We start from the raw sequence: 15,758 nt of genomic DNA on the forward strand, positions 1-15,758 counted from the left end.
CAGAGACGGCATTGAACCCAACCTTGGGCACGTCGGTAAACCCCTACTGGGGTAATTGCACCTGGGGTTTGGTTGCCGCGAAGATCCCCCAGCTGGACATGAACAGCGCCGCGATCAATGGCCCGATCACGAAGCCGTTGAGGCCGAACACCGCCAGCCCGCCCAGGGTCGACACCAGGATCAGATAGTCTGGCATGCGTGTGTCCTTGCCCACCAGGATCGGCCGCAGCAGGTTGTCCACCAGGCCGATCACCAGCACACCGAACGCGGTCAGGATCACCCCAGGCAGTATCGCCCCAGTCAGCAGGAAATACGCGGCCACCGGCGCCCAGACGATCCCAGCGCCTACCGCCGGCAGCAGCGACAAGAACGCCATCAGCACCGCCCACACCAATGCACTCGGAATATCCAGCACCCAGAAGATTAAACCGCCCAGCGCGCCCTGGGTAATGGCCACCAGCACGTTGCCTTTCACGGTCGCCCGCACCACACGGTTGAACTTCAGCTGCAAACGGCGCTTCTGGTGCTCAGGCAGTGGCACGGCCAGCCGCACCCGACGGGCCACCTCGGGCCCTTCACGCAGGAAGAAGAACAGCAGGTACATCATGATGCCAAAACTGATCACGAACTCGAATGTGCCCTGGCCAAAACTGAACGCCTGGCTAGCCAGTGCCTGGCTACCCTGGGTTGCCCACTTGGTGATCTTGTCGCGCAACCCGTCGAGGTTGCCCATGCCCATGTTGTCCAGGCCATGCTGGGCGAATGCCGGGAGCATGTCCTTGCCGTGCTCGACGTATCCGGCGATGTCCAGTTGCCCGCTTTCGATGCGCTGGTACAGCGTGGCGCCCTCTTGTACCAGCAGCGCACTGGTGATGATCACCGGCAGGATCGCCACCAGCAGGCACACCAGTGTGGTCGCGGCGGCGGCCAGGTTGCGCCGCCGTCCGAAACGTATCAGCAGGTGGCGCTGCAGCGGGGCGAACAGGATGCCAAGGATCACCGCCCAGAAGATGGCGCCGTAGTACGGCAGCAGGATCCAGAAGAAGGCGATGGTCACCAGCGCCAGGAGTACGGCCAGGGCTTTGTTCTGTAGCGCGGTTTCGTTCATCGCAGGTTCTCGCGTGGCTTCTGGGATATTAGTGCTCACCGGCTGGCTAAAAGTGCCGTTACTCCCTTGATGCAAATCAATACGCGTGTTTGCCACTGGCCCTAGCATCCGCGCCTTTTGCCCCGGTGCGCACATGAACCCTACCGCCAAGCCCGAATTGCTGGCCCCCGCCGGCACCCTCAAGACCATGCGCTACGCCTTTGCCTACGGCGCCGACGCGGTCTACGCCGGCCAGCCGCGCTACAGCTTGCGAGTGCGTAACAACGAATTCGACCACGCCAACCTGGCGCTGGGCATCCAGGAGGCACACGCCCTGGGCAAGCGCTTCTACGTGGTGGTCAACATCGCCCCGCACAATGCCAAGCTCAAGACATTCCTCAAGGACCTGGCGCCCGTGATCGAGATGGCGCCAGACGCGCTGATCATGTCCGACCCCGGCCTGATCATGCTGGTGCGCCAGCACTTCCCGCAGATGCCGGTACACCTGTCGGTGCAGGCCAACACAGTCAACTGGGCCAGTGTGCAATTCTGGCAGCAACTGGGCCTGAGCCGGGTGATCCTGTCACGGGAGCTGTCGCTGGAAGAGATCGAAGAAATTCGCCAGCAGGTGCCGGACATGGAGCTGGAGGTGTTCGTCCACGGCGCCCTGTGCATGGCCTACTCCGGCCGCTGCCTGCTGTCGGGCTACCTCAACAAGCGTGACGCCAACCAGGGCACCTGCACCAACGCCTGCCGCTGGAAGTACGACGCCACGCCCGCCACCGAGAACGCCACCGGCGATATCGTGCGCGAAGTGCAGCCCACCCTGGGCCTGGGCGCCCCTACCGAGCAGGTATTCCTGCTGCAGGAAAGCAACCGCCCTGGCACTGAAATGCCGGCGTTCGAAGATGAACACGGCACCTACATCATGAATGCCAAGGACCTGCGCGCCATCCAGCACGTCGAGCGCCTGGCCGGGATGGGCGTGCATTCGTTGAAAATCGAGGGCCGCACCAAATCGCACTTCTACTGTGCCCGCGCAGTGCAGTCGTATCGCCAGGCGATCGACGACGCGGTGGCAGGGCGGCCATTCGACCGCGCCCTGATGGGCAACCTCGAATCGCTCGCACAACGCGGCTACACCGAAGGCTTCCTGCGCCGCCACGTGCACGACGAGTACCAAAACTACCAGCGCGGCAATTCCGTGTCCGAGCGTCAGCAGTTCGTTGGCGAGTTGACCGGCGTGCGCGTCGACGGCCTGGCCGAGGTCAAGGTGAAAAACCGCTTCGCCGTGGGCGACCACCTGGAGTTGATGACCCCGCGCGGCAATTACCACTTCGACCTGCACCGCCTGTGCGACCGCCAGCAGCAGACCATCGAGGTGGCGCCGGGCGATGGCCATGTGGTGTATCTGCCGATCCCGGAGCAGGTAACCCTCGACTACGGCCTGCTGATGCGCGACCTCGGCGCCGACGAGGCCGCAAGCTGACAGCGCTGTAATGTGCACCTCAGCTGCCTGACAGGCGGCGGCAGCGAACATCGTGGCTCTCCCGCATGAGGCCACGCCATGTTGCGCAACCCCTCCCGCCGTACCTTCGTCAAAGGCCTGGGCGCCGCCAGCACACTGGCGGGCCTGGGGCTGTGGCGCCCGCTGGCCCAGGCCGCCGAAGGCCGTGACCTGGCCGGCCAGCACTTCGAGCTGTTCATCGGCCAGACGCCGGTGAACATCACTGGCCGCCCGCGCACCGCATTGACCATCAACAACAGCCTGCCCGGCCCTCTGCTGCGCTGGCGCGAAGGCGACACCGTGACCCTGCGCGTGCGCAACCGCCTGGCACAGGACACCTCGATCCATTGGCACGGCATCATCCTGCCGGCCAACATGGACGGCGTACCTGGCCTGAGCTTCGCCGGCATCGAGCCCGGCGGCGACTACCGGTACCAGTTCACCCTGCGCCAAAGCGGCACCTACTGGTACCACAGCCATTCGGGGCTGCAGGAACAGGCCGGGGTATACGGGGCGATCGTGATCGAACCCCGCGAGCCCGAAGCGCATCGCTACCAGCGCGACCATGTGCTGCTGTTCAGCGACTGGTCCGACCAGGCGCCGGAGCAATTGATGGCCACGCTGAAGAAACAGTCCGACGCGTACAACTACCACAAGCGCACCGTCGGCGACTTCATCGACGACGTTGCCGATAAGGGCTGGAGCCCGACCGTCGCCGAGCGCACGGCCTGGGCACGCATGCGCATGAGCCCCACCGACCTGGCGGATATCAGCGCCGCCACCTACACCTACCTGCTCAACGGCCAGCCGCCGGAGGGCAACTTCACCTGCCTGTTCCAGCCGGGCGAGACCGTGCGTCTACGGCTGATCAACGCTTCGGCCATGACCTATTTCGACTTCCGCATCCCTGGGCTTAAGCTGACGGTGATCGCCGCCGACGGCTTGCCGGTGACGCCGGTGAGCGTGGACGAACTGCGCATTGCCGTGGCCGAGACCTACGACGTGCTGGTGACCGTGGGCGACCAACCTGCCTACACCCTGTTCGCCCAGAGCATGGACCGCACCGGCTTCGCCCGCGGCACCCTGGCTCGCGCCGCCGGGCTACAGGCGCCAGTGCCTGCACCCGACCCGCGCCCGGTCTTGAGCATGGATGACATGGGCCACGGTGGCATGGGCGCCATGGCCAGCATGGACCACAGCAACATGGCCGGCATGGACCACGCCGCCATGTCGGCCATGCAGCAACACCCGGCCAGCGAAACCGACAACCCGCTCGTGGACATGCAGACCATGGCCCCACGCGCCAACCTGGCCGACCCTGGTATCGGCCTGCGCAACAATGGCCGCCGCGTACTCACCTATGCCGACCTGCGCAGCCCCTACCCCGACCCCGACGGCCGCACGCCATCAAGAGACATCGAGCTGCACCTGACCGGCCACATGGAGCGCTTCGCCTGGTCGTTCGACGGCATCAAGTTCAGTGATGCCGAGCCGTTGCGCCTGACCTACGGCGAGCGGGTCCGCATCACCCTGGTCAACGACACCATGATGACCCACCCCATCCACTTGCACGGCATGTGGAGCGACCTGGAAGACGAGCACGGCCAGTTCCTGGTGCGCAAGCACACCCTCGACATCCCGCCCGGCAGCCGCCGTTCCTACCGGGTGACCGCCGATGCGTTGGGCCGCTGGGCCTATCACTGCCACCTGCTCTACCACATGGAGACCGGCATGTTCCGCGAGGTACGCGTCGATGAATGACACCCGCAAAAGCATCATGGCTGGCGTGACGCTGCTGACCTTGCTCGCCAGCGAACGGGCGATGGCCGCTGGCATGGCACACATGAACCACGCCAGCATGGAGCACGGCACCATGAACCATGAAAGCATGGGCCATGGCCAGGCAACCCCCAGCCAGCCTCGCACGCCGCTGCCAGCCATCACCGACGCCGACCGCCGCGCCGCCTTCCCACCTTTGCCCGGGCACCAGGTGCATGACAGGGCGCTGAACTGGGCGGTGGTCGTGGACAAACTCGAATACCAGAACTTCGAGAGCAGCAGTGCCCTGAACTGGAATGCCACCGCCTGGGTCGGCGGCGATATCGACCGCCTGTGGCTACGCAGTGAAGGCGAGCGCGAACAGGGCAAGACCCACAAGGCCGAGCTGCAGGCACTGTGGGGCCATGCGGTGAGCCCGTGGTGGGAGCTGGTGGCCGGCGTGCGCCAGGACTTCAAGCCAGCCAGCGGCCAGGCTTGGGCCGCCTTCGGTATCCAGGGCACGCCATTGTACGGCCTGGAGCTGCAAACCACCGCTTATGCCGGCGAGCGGCAACAGACCGCGCTGCGCCTGGAAGCCGCTTACGCTATGCTGCTGACCAACCGCTGGATACTGGAACCGACCCTGGAAGCCAACCTCTACGGCCGCAATGACGCCGGGCGCGAGCAAGGCGCGGGGCTGGCCGACAGCGAAGTGGGCCTGCGCCTGCGCTACGAAATCACGCGCGGCTTCGCCCCCTACGTCGGGGTCAGTTTCAACCGCCTGCACGGCACGCGTGCCGACCAGGCCCGCGAAGACGGCGAAGACCAAGGCCAGACCCGCCTGGTCGCCGGTATCCGCCTGCGTTTCTAAAGGAGTGCTTCACCATGCTGCGCAAACACCTGCTGACCCTGGGCCTGCTGGCCGTCACCGGCCTGGCCCAGGCCGCCGAGACCATCGACGTCTACCGCGACCCCAACTGCGGCTGCTGCAAGGCCTGGATCAGCCACCTGCGGGACAACGGCTTCACCGTCAACGACCACGTCGAGCCGAACATGAGCGCGGTCAAGCAACGTCTGGGCGTGGCGCCACGGCTGGCGTCGTGCCATACCGGGGTGATCGACGGCAAGTTCGTCGAAGGCCACGTACCGGCCGAGCAGGTACGCCTGCTGACCAAGCGCAGCGACCTCAAGGGCCTGGCCGTGCCGGGCATGCCCATGGGCTCGCCGGGCATGGAAATGGGTGACCACAAGGATGCCTACCAGGTTATCGGTGTGACCCAGGAGGGCCAGGACACCGTTGTAGCCAACTACTGATGCTCAGCCTGTGGGCGCTGTTCCTCAGCGCCTTTGGCGCCGCCACCCTGCTACCGCTGCAATCGGAGGCCGTACTGGTCGGCCTGTTGCTGCGCCAGCCCGAGGCCTGGGCGACGCTGCTGCTGGTCGCCACCCTGGGCAATGTGTTGGGTTCGGTAGTCAACTGGCTGCTGGGGCGGGCCATTGAGCACCTGCGTGACAAGCGTTGGTTCCCGTTCAGTGCTACCCAGTTGGAGCGTGCGCAGCAGCGCTACCAGCGCTGGGGGCAATGGTCATTGCTGCTCAGCTGGATGCCGGTGATCGGCGACCCGCTGACGCTGATCGCCGGGATCATGCGTGAGCCGTTCTGGCGCTTTTTGTTGCTGGTGACCCTGGCCAAGGCCGGCCGCTATGCGGTGCTGGCCATGATTACCCTGGGCTGGTTTCACGGCTGGTAACACCTTTCACGTTTCCAGCCCGCGCCTGGCTGCTAAAGTCGCCCATTCCTACATGGCCCTACACGGAGTGCCCCCATGCTGCGCGCAACCGCCCTGGCTCTGGCCTGCCTGGCCGGCAGTTCGGCCATCGCCGCCGAGTCGCCCACCTACGGCCCACAACTGCAAGGGTTCAACTACCCACACCCCCTCAAGCATTTCGACTTCAAGTCTCAGGGCCAGGCCCTGCAGATGGGCTACATGGACGTGCCCGCCCAGGGCCAGGCCAACGGCCACAGCGTGGTGCTGATGCACGGCAAGAACTTTTGCGCCGCCACCTGGGAAACCACCATCGACGCCCTGAGCAAGGCCGGCTACCGGGTCATCGCCCCCGATCAGGTCGGCTTCTGTACATCGAGCAAACCGGCGCATTACCAGTACAGCTTCCAGCAACTGGCGGACAATACCCATGCCCTGCTCGAACAGCTGGGCGTGAAGCGAACCACCGTGCTCGGCCACTCCACCGGCGGGATGCTCGCCACCCGCTACGCGCTGATGTACCCACAGCAAGTTGAACGCCTTGCCATGGTCAACCCGATCGGCCTGGAAGACTGGAAAGCCCTGGGCGTGCCCTACCGCACCGTGGACCAGTGGTATGCCCGCGAGCTCAAGCTGGATGCCGAGGGGGTGCGCGAATATGAGCGCAAGACCTACTACGCCGGCCGCTGGAAGCCGGAATACGAGCGTTGGGTACAGATGCTGGTGGGCCTGAACAAAGGGCCGGGGCATGAAGCCGTGGCGTGGAATTCGGCGCTGATCTACGACATGATCTTCACCCAGCCGGTGTACCACGAGTTCAGCGACCTGCAGATGCCGACCTTGCTACTGATAGGCGACAAGGACACCACGGCCATCGGCAGCGATATCGCGCCGCCGGAAGTAAAGGCGAAGCTGGGCAAGTATGCAGAGCTGGGGCCACAGGTGGCCAAGCTGATCCCCAAAGGTGAACTGATCACCTTCGAAGGCATGGGGCATGCACCGCAGATCGAGGAGCCGGTGCGGTTCAACCGTACCTTGGTCGAGTGGCTGAACAAGTAAGCCCGTAGTCGGGTGCATGCTTGGGCGCCTTTTCAGGCAAAGCGTTGCAGTTGCATCTCCCGAAGCCGGCTCAGGGTTCGTTGGTACGGAAAGGCCAAGTACCCTTGGGTGTAGAGGGCATCGAGCGGCACCTGTGCTTCCAGGTACAAGGCCACACGGCGGTCGTAGCATTCGTCGACCAGGGCAATGAAGCGGCGTACCGCGTCATCCTTGGGTGACAGTGCCGGCAGTTCACGGTCGCCTGCCACCACCCGCGCCGCGCCATCCTCGGTGCCGCGGGCAATACGCCCCGCCCGCTGCTCACCACCCAGCGCCGGTATGCCGGATAGCAAAATCGCGGGAAATTGATCGCACAAGGCCATGAACTCCATGGCCGCCAAAGGTTGTTCGCACAGATCGGCGAAGCGGCACCAGATAGCCTGCTCACTGCGCCGCACCACTTGAACCTGCCTGGAGCCGATCACCAATGGCCGATCAGTGCCGCTGTCTTCCGGGCTAAGCTGGCAGAACACCCCGCCCAACTGGCTGGCCTGCCCCGCCTCCGCTACCCAGTAGCGCTGCCGCTCTGCACCGGGGTGCAGACGGTGGTCCTGCTCGCCCGTCACCGGCAGTACCTGCATGTGCCGCTGGATGGCGGCAATAGCCGGCAGGAACCGCTCGCGGTTGAAGCCATCGCGGTAGAGCTGCTCGGGTGGCTGGTTGGAAGTGGCGACAATCACCACACCCTGGTCGAACAGAACCTGAAACAGGCGGCCGAGGATGATCGCATCACCGATGTCGTTGACGAACAGTTCATCGAAGCACAGCACACGGATCTGCCCGGCCAAGTCCCGAGCCAGGGCCAGAAGCGGGTCGGCAGTGCCGTTAAGCTGAAACAGGCGCTGATGGACCCAGGCCATGAAGTGGTGGAAGTGCTGGCGCCGGCTGGGTAGGCGCAGACAGCGGTGGAACTGATCCATCAGCCAGGTCTTGCCCCGGCCCACCGGCCCCCAGAGGTAGATACCCTGGGTGGGGCGGCCTTGCTCGACGGCCTGGAAGCAAGCTTGCAGGGCCTCGACGGCGCGGGCCTGGGCGGGTTCGGCGACAAAGCCCTGGGTGTTCAGGGCTTGCTGGTAGCAGGATTGGGGGTCGGTAGCCATGCCGCATTCTACACAGCGGGTGCAGAGCACACATTGTGGGTGCAACTGTTGTGTATGAAACTCCAGAGCTGGCACTGACCGCCCCCACAAAGAGAGCGCGTCAGGCGTCGCCGTCCAAGCCCACCTTCAGCAACGCCCCATCCTTGTCATCGGTCAGTACATACAGGTACCCATCCGGCCCCACCCGCACATCGCGAATACGCGCCTTCAAGTCACCCAGCAAACGCTCCTCATGCACCACCTTGTCCCCCTTCAGCTGCAAGCGGATGAGTTCCTGAGTGGCCAACGCACCAATGAACAGGTTGTGGTCCCAGGCCTTGAACGTCGGGCTGTCGTAGAACGCCATGCCGCTGATACCGGGTGACTTTTCCCACACATGGTGCGGGTCGACCATGCCGTCGACGTGCTTGCCCTTGGCCTCGGGGATCGGCAGCAGCGAGTAGTTGATGCCATGGGTCGCAATCGGCCAGCCGTAGTTCTTGCCGGGTTCGGGTATGTTGATTTCGTCGCCGCCACGCGGGCCGTGCTCGTGGGTCCACAGCTTGCCGGTCCAAGGGTTGAGCGCGGCGCCTTGCTGGTTGCGGTGGCCGTACGACCAGATCTCCGGCCGCACATTGCTCTTGCCGACAAAGGGGTTGTCCTTGGGCACTTCGCCGTCCGGCAAGATGCGCACGATCTTGCCTTGCAGCTTGTCCAGGTCTTGGGCAGTGGGGCGCTGGTTGTTCTCGCCCAAGGCAATGAACAGGTAGCCGTTGCGGTCGAATACCAGGCGCGAGCCGAAGTGGTTACCCACCGACAGCTTGGGCTGCTGGCGGAAAACCACCGTGAAGTTCTCCAACCGGGCACGGTCTTCAGACAGCTGGCCACGGCCCACGGCGGTACCGGCCTTGCCATCACTGCCCTCCTCGGCGTACGACAGGTACACGGTGCGGTCCTTGCCGAACTCCGGCGACAGCACTACGTCCAGCAAGCCGCCCTGGCCTTCGGCCCAGACCTTGGGTACGCCACTGATCGGCGGGCCAACCTTGCCCTCGGCATTGACCAGCCGCAGGTTGCCGGTGCGTTCGGTCACCAGCATGTCCTTGCCGCCCGGCAGAAACGCCAGTGCCCAAGGGTTGCGCAGGCCATCGGCAACGGTGCTGACGGTCAAGGTGCCTTCTTCACTGCGAAACTGCTGTTCCGCTGCCGCCTGCGCCAACAAGGGCAGCAACGCGGCGGCAGTCAGGGTGGCTAGCCAGGGTGCTCGAAGCATGCAGGATTCCTTTCAATCGGGCTTATGGCGCACGCGGATTGTCGCGCGGTGGCCGGGTGGGTTCCAGGTTCGGGGTTTGCTGCTGGCGGCGCAGGTTGTCGCCGTTGCCGATGCCGCGGTTGTCCAGCGTGGGGGGACGCTGGTACGGGTCGGTGGACGGGCCGCGCACCGGTGGCGTGGCCGGCATGCTGCCCTGGCGGCTGTTGGGGTTGGCGCGCTGGATCGGGCTGTTGTAGGGGTTGTTGTTGCCGGCGGCGAGCTGCAAAGGCTGCTGCAGGGCTGCGTGCGCGGGCAGGCACAAAGCCAGGCCGAGGGCCAGGATGGGCAATGTCGGGGTCATGCTTCACCTCCTGTACGAAAATGCCGCGCCTGGTCGGTTTGATAGCCTAAGGCGCGAAGGGTTCGCGGCAAAAGTGTGAATATGGATGGAGATGATTCCTGATGTTTCAGTATGCGCCCATGGGGCTGCATTGCAGCCCATCGCGACGCAAGGACGCTCCTACAGGGGGCACGCGCTCGCTTCTAGCAGCGGCCTAGCATCGCGATGGGCCGCAACGCGGCTCCAAGTTACTGGCCCTTATCCACTTTATGCCGGGCGGCATACAGACACAGCATCTCCATCGCCAGCGTCGCCCCCGCCAGCGCCGTGATATCGGCATGGTCATAAGCCGGCGCCACTTCCACCAGGTCCATGCCCACCAGGTTGATACCGCGCAGCCCACCCAGGATCTCCAGCGCCTGCACCGTGCTCAGCCCGCCACACACCGGCGTACCGGTGCCAGGCGCATAGGCCGGGTCGAGGCAGTCGATGTCGAAGGTCAGGTACACCGGGCGCTCGCCCACCCGCTGACGAATCGCTGCAATCACCGCCTCGGTGCCTTGGCGGTGCACCTGTCGGGCGTCGAGAATGGCAAAGCCCTGGCTGTCGTCATTGGTGGTGCGCAGGCCGATCTGCACCGAGTGAGCCGGGTCCACCAGGCCTTCGCGGGCGGCATGCCAGAACATGGTGCCGTGGTCGATGCGCTTGCCCTCCTCGTCCGGCCAGGTATCACTGTGGGCATCGAAGTGAATCAGCGCCAGCGGGCCATGGCGGCGGGCGTGAGCCTTTAGCAGCGGGTAGCTGATGAAGTGGTCGCCACCGAGGGTGAGCATGGCGCAACCCGCCTGCAGGATATGCTCTGCATGGGCCTCGATGCTGTCCGGCACCGAATGCGGCGTGCCGCTGTCGAAGGGGCAGTCGCCAAAGTCGATTACCGCCAGGTGGTCGAAGGGGTCGAACGCCCACGGCCAGTGCCGGGCCCAGGCCTGCTGCACCGAAGCGGCGCGGATCGCCCGTGGGCCGAAACGCGCGCCGGGGCGGTTGCTGGTGGCAGTATCGAACGGCACACCGCTGACCACCACATCCACACCCCGCAAATCGCGGCTGTAGCGGCGGCGAGAGAAACTGGTAATACCGGCGTAGGTACTTTCGGCGGCAGTGCCATACAGGCTGTCGCGGGTCATCGCCTGGTCGTTGCTTGCGGCTTGCTCCACGGTCGGGCTCCTTGGTTGTCATGTCTCATTGGCGGCTGCGGAAAGCCGTCCAAAGGCGGTTACGCTGGCGCAAATCGGCCAAGGCCATGCTGCGGTCGGCGAACAGGCGCTGGCGTACCTCGGCGGGTGGGTAGATGTCCGGGTCGTTGCGCACCGCTTCGTCCACCAGCGGTGTGGCGGCTTGGTTGGCATTGGCGAAGAACAGCGTGTTGGTCAGCGCCGCCACCGACTCGGGCTTGAGCATGAAGGCAATGAACGCTCGCGCGGCCTCGGGGTGCGGGGCGTCTTTTGGAATGACCAGGTTGTCCTGCCACACCAGCGTGCCTTCGCGGGGGATGCGGTAGATCAGCTCGAACGGCTTGCCGGCACGGCGGGCCTGGTCGGCGGCCATTGCCGCATCACCGTTATAGGTCAGCGCCAGGCACACGCTGCCATTGGCCAGGTCGCTGATCTGCCGGCCATTGGCGACATAGCTGATCGACGGCTGCAACTGGCTGAGCAGGTTCTGCGCGGCAGCCAGGTCATCCTTGTTCTGGCTGTAAGGGTCTTTGCCCAGGTAGTTCAGGGCAACCCCGATCACTTCCTGTGGCGAATCGGGCATGGCAATGCCGCAGTCCTTCAGACGGCTGGCGTACTCGGGCTTGAACAGCAGGTCGAGGCTGTCGAGCGGCACATCGCCCAGGCGCTGACGCACGGCCTCCACATTCACCCCAAGGCCCAGCGTTCCCCAGGTGTACGGCACGGCATGGCGGTTGCCGGGGTCGGCCTCGGCGAGCTTGGCCAGCAGGTCCTTGTCGAGATTGCTGTAGCCGGGCATGGCCTGGGGATCGAGCGGTTGCAGGGCATTGGCCTTGAGCGCCCTGGCCAGCACGGTAGCTGACGGCACCACCACGTCGTAACCGCTACCACCGGTCAGCAGCTTGGTTTCCAGCACTTCAGTGGTGTCGAAGGTGTCGTAGCGCACCTTGTAGCCGGTTTCTCGCTCGAAGCGCTGAAGGGTTTGCGGGGCAACGTAGTCGGCCCAGCTATAGAGGTTCACGACCTTTTCTTGCGCCTGTAACGGCAAGGCCAGGACCAGGGACAACAAGCACAACGATCGACGCATGGCGGACACCTCGGCTAATGGGTGGATGCCGCGAGCATGCCAGCCGGGTTACATTGCAGAAATGGCAAGTTTGCAAAGCTGACATTCACCAGGACCAATGTAATGCTCGGACAATTGCACGACCCCGATCTGCACCTGCTGCGGCTGTTCGTCACTGTAGTCCAGGCCGGTGGCTTCAGCGCCGCGCAAGGCGTGCTGGGCCTGAGCCAGCCCACCATCAGCCAGCGCATGGCACAGCTGGAGGCTCGCCTGGGTTACCGCCTGTGCAGCCGTGGCAAGGGTGGTTTTCGCCTGACGGACAAAGGTGAATTGTTATTGGAGGCGGCGCGTGGCCTGCTGCTGAACATCGAGCAGTTCCGCCAGCAGGCCAACGGCGTTGCTGGGCGGTTGCTGGGCAACGTGCGCATCGGTCTGGCGGAAAACCAGGACAAGGCAGTCAGCCTGAAGCTGGCGGCGGCCATTGCGGCGTTTCGCAAGCGAGAGGAATCGGTGCAATTGGAGCTGATCAGTGCACCGCCAGCGGAGCTTGAGCGGTTGTTGCTGGAGCAGCGGCTGGACTGTGCCATCAGCTACTTTTCCGGCAAACAGGCGGCCTTTGATTACCAGCCATTGTTCGAGGAGCGGCAACGGCTGTATTGCGGCAAAGGGCATGTGCTGTTCGGCGAGTCGGGGGTTGGGCTTGAGCGGCTGCTGGACATGGACCAGGTGCGCCATCCGTACCGTTTTCTCAAAGGCGGTGAGCCGTTCCAGAGCCAGCGCAGCATGGCGGTGGCAGAGCAGATCGAGAGCGTGCTGACGTTCATTCTGTCGGGGCGGCATATCGGCTACCTGCCATGCCACTGCGCGCAGGACTGGGAGGCCGAGGGGTTGTTGTGGGCGCTGGACCCGGGGCTGGATTTCGTGGTGCCGTTTACCCTGGCCCGGCACCGGGCACAGGGGGTTGGTGAAGCACAGCAGGCGTTTGCGCAGGACTTGCTGGCAGCATTTGCCTGAACCGGCCCGCGCCCACAGAGGCCAGTTCAGGCTGCAACACTCAGTAAGCCATGCTCCAGGTCAGCGTGTAGGTGCGCCCACGCCCTTGGTAGTCATACAGGTACGCTGGCCCGTAGGTCGGTGAATAGAACAGCGTCGCACGCTGCCCCCAGACCGTGCTGTACTGCTTGTCCAGCAGGTTCTGGATGCCGGCACTGAAGGTACCGAAACCGGTGTCCTGGCTGCCAAGCAAGTCGAAGGTGGTGTAGCCGTCGATCTCATGGTCGGCATCGTCCTTCAGGCTGAGAGCATGGTTGGCCTGCAACCGCGCGCTGCGGCCATCGCCCTTCCAGCCGACGAACGCGGTGGCCTTGGACAGCGAAGCATAGCGGGCATCACGCTTGATCCAGCCACCGTCTGCAGCCTCTTCTTCGGAGCGGGTCAGGTGCAAGGTGCCGCCGGTTTCCCAACCGGCCTGGAAGTGCCGGGTCAGCGCACCTTCAAAGCCAAAGTCGCGGCTCTTCTGCTCTTCCACGTTGATGGTCAGCGTTTGCGAATCGACGTTGATGATCTTGTCCGACCAGATGTAGTACAGCGCTGCCTGGGCATCCCAGTCCAGGTCGGCATAGCGCCAGCCCAGCTCCACCTGGCGGCTCTTGATGCCAGCCAGCGGGTTGTCGGCCACGCTCAGGCCCGGCTTGCCGTAGTACTTGGCTGGGTCCGGCAGGTCGAAGCCTTCGCCGTAGTTGGTCCACACCTGGTGGCCGTTCTTGAAATCGTAGATGGCACCGACGTTGAACAGGTTCACCTGGTAGTCGTTGCTGCCGCCCGGTACGCCCTTGAAGTCGCTGACATCCACGTCCATCTGCTGGCGACGAGCGCCGCCCGAGAACGTCAGGTTGTCGGTGGCGTGCCAGTCCAGCTGGGCATACACCGACACACCATCGACCCGATAGCTGGGGTAACGCGCCGCCTTGCTGTCCTTTTCCATCTCCAGGCCGCCCGACTCGGACGAAGTCAGGGCATTGAAGGTGGTCTGCTCGGCGTTGAACCGCTCGCGGTCCAGGTCGACGCCGTAGGTCAGCTTCAGCGTGGCCCATTGCTTGGCGAACAGCCCCTTGAGGCTGGTGACCTCGAAGTTCTGCTGCGAGGCAGCAAAGTACACCCCGCGCGAACCGGTGGGCGTGGCACGGTTGTAGTACGGGAACGGGTAGAAGTTGTCGTCTTCCTTGCGGTACGAGGCTTGCAGGTAGAAATCCTGGCCCAGCACGTCGTTGTGGTGGTAATTGGCGTTCAGCAACAAGCGTCGGGTACGCGGCTCCAGGTCCGACGAATAACCGCTGCGCAGCTCGGCGTCTTCCAGGTCTGACGGCGCGTTGTAGTTGAGGTTGGGGAAGTAGATACCCGTGCTGCCGTGGTTGCCCGAGTCGTAGTACTGGGCCAACAGGTCGAGGCTCTGCTGGTCGTTCAACTGCAGGCCCAAGGTACCGAGCACATCGATGGTGCGGTTGTACTGCAGGTCGGTCTGGGTGTTGTCGATGAAGATCTGGTCGCCTGCACCATCGTAAAAGGCTTCGTTCTGCTCACCGGAGATACCCAGCCGGGCATTGACCCGCTCGTTGCCGCCGCTGATCGACTGGGCGAAGCGAGTGGCCAGGTCGTCGCTGTTGTTGAAGCCGCTGCTGGCGCCCAGCTGGGTCTCGAACCGCGCCGGGCCGGGCTCGCCCTTCTTGGTCACGATGTTGATGATGCCGCCGGTGGCGCCACCGCCGTAGATGGCGCTGGCACCCGACAACACTTCGACGCGCTCGACGTTGAACGGCGAAATGCTGTCGAACTGGCGCGACAGGCCGCGCGAGCTGTTCTGGCTGACCCCGTCGATCATCACCAGCACGTTGCGCCCGCGCATGTTCTGGCCGTAGTTGGTGCGCCCTTCCGGCGCCAGGTCGAGGCCCGGCACCAGCTTGCCGATGGCTTCCTTCAGGCTGACACCGCTGTCGATCTGCTCGCGCAACTGCTGCTGCTCGACCACCCAGACGGTGCCGGGGATTTCGCTGATTGCGGTGCTGGTGCGCGAGGCCACGCTGACTTCGATCGGCTTGAGGTTGACCGCCTGCGGCGCGGCCTCGGTTTTACGCAGGGTGACCGTACGGGCATCGCTGAACTGCCAGCTCATGCCGCTGCCGGCCAGCAGCTGCTGCAGGGCCTGCTCGACACTGTAGCTGCCCTGCAACGCCGGGCTGGCCTGATCTGCGACATCACCCGTGGTGAACAACAGGTGCAGGCCAGCCTGGTCGGCGAAAGTGGTCAGGGCCTGGCCCAACGGTTGGGCTGGCACGTCGAGCTGAACCTGGCGAGCCTGCATCTGGGTCTGTTCGGTGGTCGTCGCGGCCCACACATGCAGCGGACCGACCAGCATGGCCAGGGCACTGCAGGACATCAGGGCGTGGTGAAGAGAACCGCGACGGCGGTGCAAGGGCTTGAGCATCAGAGGCACGTATGAGCTTCCTGACAAGTCGTAAATGAGAATGGGTTGCTGATCAGTCCCACTACGACGATCTGGCTTGCACGAACTTGCAG

Annotated in this window: 14 protein-coding genes; 7 read left to right on the plus strand and 7 right to left on the minus strand. The window is 64.4% G+C overall.

Translation table 11 applies throughout. The features are described 5' to 3' along the window. Positions 1–43: 43 nt before the first annotated feature. A complete protein-coding gene (locus tag Q9451_RS21340) occupies positions 44–1,108 on the minus strand; it encodes an AI-2E family transporter (RefSeq protein WP_012271492.1) in 1,065 nt (354 codons plus the stop codon). Positions 1,109–1,241: 133 nt separating this feature from the next. On the opposite strand from Q9451_RS21340, the gene yegQ reads away from it, so the two are divergent. From yegQ to Q9451_RS21370, 6 genes are all read left to right on the plus strand, one after another. Further along, the gene (gene yegQ / locus Q9451_RS21345; RefSeq protein ID WP_012271491.1) at positions 1,242–2,576 is read left to right on the plus strand and encodes a tRNA 5-hydroxyuridine modification protein YegQ; all 1,335 of its coding nucleotides are present in this window, start codon (positions 1,242–1,244) and stop codon (positions 2,574–2,576) included. 78 nt (positions 2,577–2,654) lie between these two features. Further along, positions 2,655–4,355: a copper resistance system multicopper oxidase gene (locus tag Q9451_RS21350; protein WP_012271490.1), complete on the plus strand. Its 1,701-nt coding sequence runs from the start codon at positions 2,655–2,657 to the stop codon at positions 4,353–4,355. Then, positions 4,348–5,223: a copper resistance protein B gene (locus Q9451_RS21355; protein WP_012271489.1), complete on the plus strand. Its 876-nt coding sequence runs from the start codon at positions 4,348–4,350 to the stop codon at positions 5,221–5,223. The genes Q9451_RS21350 and Q9451_RS21355 overlap by 8 nt, the downstream gene beginning before the upstream one ends. A 14-nt stretch (positions 5,224–5,237) precedes the next feature. Then, positions 5,238–5,666 (plus strand): DUF411 domain-containing protein, encoded by a 429-nt coding sequence (locus tag Q9451_RS21360; RefSeq protein ID WP_012271488.1) that lies wholly within the window; start codon positions 5,238–5,240, stop codon positions 5,664–5,666. Beyond that, entirely contained in the window at positions 5,666–6,103 is a 438-nt protein-coding gene (locus Q9451_RS21365; protein WP_012271487.1) for a YqaA family protein, read from the plus strand. The genes Q9451_RS21360 and Q9451_RS21365 overlap by 1 nt, the downstream gene beginning before the upstream one ends. Positions 6,104–6,178: 75 nt before the next feature. Next, on the plus strand, positions 6,179–7,177 hold the full coding sequence (locus Q9451_RS21370) for an alpha/beta hydrolase (protein WP_012271486.1): 999 nt from the start codon (positions 6,179–6,181) through the stop codon (positions 7,175–7,177). Positions 7,178–7,209: 32 nt separating this feature from the next. On the opposite strand, the gene zapE is transcribed toward Q9451_RS21370, so the two are convergent. From zapE to Q9451_RS21395, 5 genes are all read right to left on the minus strand, one after another. Next, positions 7,210–8,316, minus strand: coding sequence for a cell division protein ZapE (zapE, locus tag Q9451_RS21375; protein WP_012271485.1), 1,107 nt, complete (start codon positions 8,314–8,316; stop codon positions 7,210–7,212). 100 nt (positions 8,317–8,416) lie between these two features. Further along, positions 8,417–9,568 (minus strand): PQQ-dependent sugar dehydrogenase, encoded by a 1,152-nt coding sequence (locus Q9451_RS21380; RefSeq protein ID WP_012271484.1) that lies wholly within the window; start codon positions 9,566–9,568, stop codon positions 8,417–8,419. 22 nt (positions 9,569–9,590) lie between these two features. Further along, positions 9,591–9,908: a hypothetical protein gene (locus Q9451_RS21385; RefSeq protein WP_012271483.1), complete on the minus strand. Its 318-nt coding sequence runs from the start codon at positions 9,906–9,908 to the stop codon at positions 9,591–9,593. A gap of 227 nt (positions 9,909–10,135) precedes the next feature. Next, positions 10,136–11,101 carry an agmatinase gene (speB, locus tag Q9451_RS21390; RefSeq protein WP_012271482.1) on the minus strand — a complete coding sequence of 322 codons (966 nt, stop codon included), beginning with the start codon at positions 11,099–11,101 and terminating at the stop codon, positions 10,136–10,138. Positions 11,102–11,126: 25 nt separating this feature from the next. Continuing rightward, on the minus strand, positions 11,127–12,206 hold the full coding sequence (locus tag Q9451_RS21395; RefSeq protein WP_012271481.1) for a polyamine ABC transporter substrate-binding protein: 1,080 nt from the start codon (positions 12,204–12,206) through the stop codon (positions 11,127–11,129). Between the two features lie 102 nt (positions 12,207–12,308). Between Q9451_RS21395 and Q9451_RS21400 the strand changes: the two genes are divergently transcribed. Continuing rightward, positions 12,309–13,199 (plus strand): LysR family transcriptional regulator, encoded by an 891-nt coding sequence (locus Q9451_RS21400; protein ID WP_012271480.1) that lies wholly within the window; start codon positions 12,309–12,311, stop codon positions 13,197–13,199. 40 nt (positions 13,200–13,239) lie between these two features. Here the strand turns inward: Q9451_RS21400 and Q9451_RS21405 are convergent, their stop codons facing one another. Then, complete coding sequence (locus Q9451_RS21405; protein ID WP_012271479.1) at positions 13,240–15,666, minus strand: TonB-dependent receptor; 2,427 nt, start codon at positions 15,664–15,666, stop codon at positions 13,240–13,242. Positions 15,667–15,758 lie beyond the last annotated feature (92 nt).

The organism is Pseudomonas sp. NY8896, assembly GCF_039634505.1.